Raw genomic sequence first — 3,142 nt, forward strand, 5'->3', positions numbered from 1 at the left:
GGCGGCGGCGGCCGACTCCAGCTCGGCGGCCAGGGCGTCGCGGCGGTGGGCGGCCTCCAGGACGGCACGGGCGGCCGTTCACCGACCGCCACCCCAACCGGCCCACCACCGTGCCTGTGTTCGACCGGCACACCAGGACGGGCCGGCTCCTGGTGCTCGACCTCGACATCAAGAACGGCCGCGCCCTGGGCGTCGCCGACCCGGCCGCCCGGGTCGCCGCCGAGGCCGCTGCCGTCGTCGCCGTGATCGAGCGGTGCGGCGGCCGAGCCATCACCGACGTCTCCCCCAGCGGCGGCCGCCACGTCTACGTCATCTTCGCCCGGCCGCTCCCGTGGGAGGAGCTGTACCGGGTGGCGTGGGCGCTCGCCCGCCGCTTCCCCACCATCGACACGACCCCCATGTCGAACGCGGCAGCGCAGATCCGCGTCCCCGGCTCCCCCCACAAGGTCGAGCGCGGCCACCTCACCGGGTGGATGCGGCTCACCATCCCGCTCGCCGAGGCCGTCGCCATCGCCGAGCAGCCGAACAGCATGCGCGTGTGGGAGCTGCTGCACGACGAGCTGGCCGTCGAGCTCGGCGCCTACTCCCCCACCCCGGGCGGCCGGAATACGGCCGAAACGGGCCGCGCCACCGTGGCCGGCGGCGGCTGGATGGTGGAGGACGAGGACGGGATGCCGTGGCTCCCCCGTCGCCGCGGCCGCCGCGCCCCCCGGCCCGATCTCGGGCAGCGCGCCCGGACCGGCGACTGGTCCGGCTACGACTCGCGGTCGGAATGCCGCCTGGCCGTGCTCAACAGCCTCGCCGCGGCGGGCTGGAGGTACGCCGAGGTGGTCGAGGAGATGGAGGGCGGCATCTACGGCGGCCTGGCCGTCCTGCTCGAAAAGCCTCGGTCGGCCCGGGAACGGGAGCGGCTCCTACGCGCCGACTGGCGGAAGGCCGTCACCGGCGTCGACCAGTACGCAATGGGAAACCCTGATCGCAAGTTCAACACTAGCCGGTCTACTTCCTCGCCCCCCCTCCCCTATCCCAGCCTCTCCCCCGTCGACGCGGTCGCCGCTCCGGACCCTGGGCGGGTTGTGCAGGGACGTGATCTTTACGACGTAGATTCGTACCGGCTCGGTCCTGGGCAATCCCTGCTCAACACGTGGCAGCAGGTCCTTCTCTGGCTATCTGCCGTGTGGGTGGCCGAACGGGACCCCGACCGGAGGGAAGCATGGGGGCGGGCCGCCCCGGCGATCCGGATGCTGCTGCGCGCCATGGCCGTGGCAGCCCGCATGGACGAAGGCGTCACGCCGGCGTTCGGGACGCGGCAGCTTGCCCGCATGTCCGGGTACGACCACACGACCGTCGCCAAGCACCTGAAGACGCTGCGAGAGGAGGCGCACCCGCTGATCGAGCGGATCGTGCCCGGCCGAGGCAAGCAGGGCGACCGGTACGTGCTGCTCGTGCCCGAGCCGTACCGGGCCGACGCGGTCGCCCGGATGTGGCGGGGCGGCCGAATCGAGACGACCCACCAGGCGCTCAACCTGGAGGGGGCGTGCGTCGCCCTCACCCACGAGGCGCTGTCGAACGCCCCGACCCGGGCGGCCGACGTCGCCCGCCTAGCGCTCCTGTCGCGTACGTCGACCGTGCAGGCGCTGCGCACGCTCGCCGCCCTCGGCCTGGCCGACCGGACGCCCGAGGGGTGGGTGCGGCGCGACCGGCCGCTGAAGGAGGTGGCCATCGAGACCGGCCGTCAAGACGAGTACGAGGCGACGCTGGCCGAGCACCAGGCCGAGCGCAAGGTCTGGTGGGAGGTGATCGCCTCCTGGGGCCTTCCTGCGGCGACGGAAGATGATCGTCCCGCCCGTACCGCCAAAACCCGTCCTGATCCTCCTCAGCCCCGCACAGAGGCGGATCCGGTGCCGTGGCCGACCGGCCCCACCGACGACATCGAGGGCCGCGCCGTCCCGCCCGACGACGCGGGCCTGCTGGCGTGCGAGCCGCCGCCGGGCGAGGTCGAGGGGATCGTGCTCCTGGAGCAGATGCTCGGCGCCGTGGTGATCACCCCTGCATGGCCACAGCGACCGCCCCGCCACCGGCCGCGGGCGTCAGGCACTGGCCCACCCGGCGGGTAGCGCCTTCCCCACTCGAGGTGCTGGGCAAGACTCACGCCCGACTTGGCTCGCTCGCGATTGGCCGCCGCTGTGCGTCACCATGCACGGGGCGCGGTGTTCCCAGCTTTGGTACTCAGGTCTGACGGCTCCCTGCCCTGGGCCCTCACACGGTCATTCTTTGACCGGTCGCAGGTGGTGGGTGCCGCCTTCGCAATAGGGCTTGTGGAAGATGCGATCGTAGAAAACCCGGCCGCCGCCCTGCTGGCATTGCTGACGGGTGATCTTGCCAACGGGTTGGTCTGCTGCGAATGCGGCGGGTGTGAGAGCGAACAGGGCGGCCGAGGCGACCAAGAGGCCGCTGGTCAGTGCTGCGGTGATGCGCACGAGAACCTCCCGCGAACTAGGGGTGCTGGTAAGAACCGAGTCACACGCCCCAAACGCGCGGCATCGTCGCGGGTCAGGGGTCTGAGGAACATCGGTAGCAACGGTGCAGGAAACAACGGATATCCAGAGAATGATCATGGTTCTGAGCTGTCGTCTGGTCAGGGAGTCCTCCAAACGAGTGGGTGTGCACACATCGGCGCGGGGGAAGATCACTGCTGGTCGGCAAGTGGTCGACCGGGGAGAGGAGTTACACATGCCTGAAGAGCAGAAACCAAACTCGAAGGGCCCGGCGAAGGTTCAGATTCCGGTCCCCACGGACCGCAACCTGATCCCCGCATCCGAGGTCAAGCCCGAGGACATGGGCACGCTCAGCCTGCAATACGTGGACGGCGTGCCTCGAATCGTCGTCAGCGGGGGAAAGGTGATCCCCGCACAGATTCAGGTTGTCGACTCCAGCCAAGGGCCACTGGGCGCCTATAGCGCCGGACCCTCCGTTGGGGGCGAAGCCCGCCTTGGCGCCTTCGGGTGGCTCGCCGGAAGCTACATGGAAGAAAACGCATTCCCCAACGCCGGCCTCAGCGACCAGTGGCGATAACCAAGCGCGGTCGGCACCGCCCCCGTAGGGGTGCCACCGGTCGGGTCGCCCCGGGCTGAGACGCCCG

Annotated in this window: 3 protein-coding genes; 2 read left to right on the forward strand and 1 reads right to left on the reverse strand. The window is 70.8% G+C overall.

What is annotated here, in order from left to right:
- The coding region (locus ACWCSD_RS50270; protein WP_449926569.1) for a hypothetical protein at positions 1 to 2,117 on the forward strand (2,117 nt) is incomplete at its 5' end.
- A 150-nt stretch (positions 2,118 to 2,267) separates the two neighbouring features.
- On the opposite strand, the gene ACWCSD_RS50275 is transcribed toward ACWCSD_RS50270, so the two are convergent.
- Complete coding sequence (locus tag ACWCSD_RS50275; protein ID WP_449926572.1) at positions 2,268 to 2,480, reverse strand: hypothetical protein; 213 nt, start codon at positions 2,478 to 2,480, stop codon at positions 2,268 to 2,270.
- A 253-nt stretch (positions 2,481 to 2,733) separates the two neighbouring features.
- Here ACWCSD_RS50275 and ACWCSD_RS50280 point away from each other — a divergent pair, with 253 nt between their 5' ends.
- Complete coding sequence (locus ACWCSD_RS50280) at positions 2,734 to 3,075, forward strand: hypothetical protein (protein WP_449926575.1); 342 nt, start codon at positions 2,734 to 2,736, stop codon at positions 3,073 to 3,075.
- The last annotated feature ends 67 nt before the right edge of the window (positions 3,076 to 3,142 follow it).

The sequence above is a fragment of the Nonomuraea sp. NPDC001684 genome, from assembly GCF_053596515.1.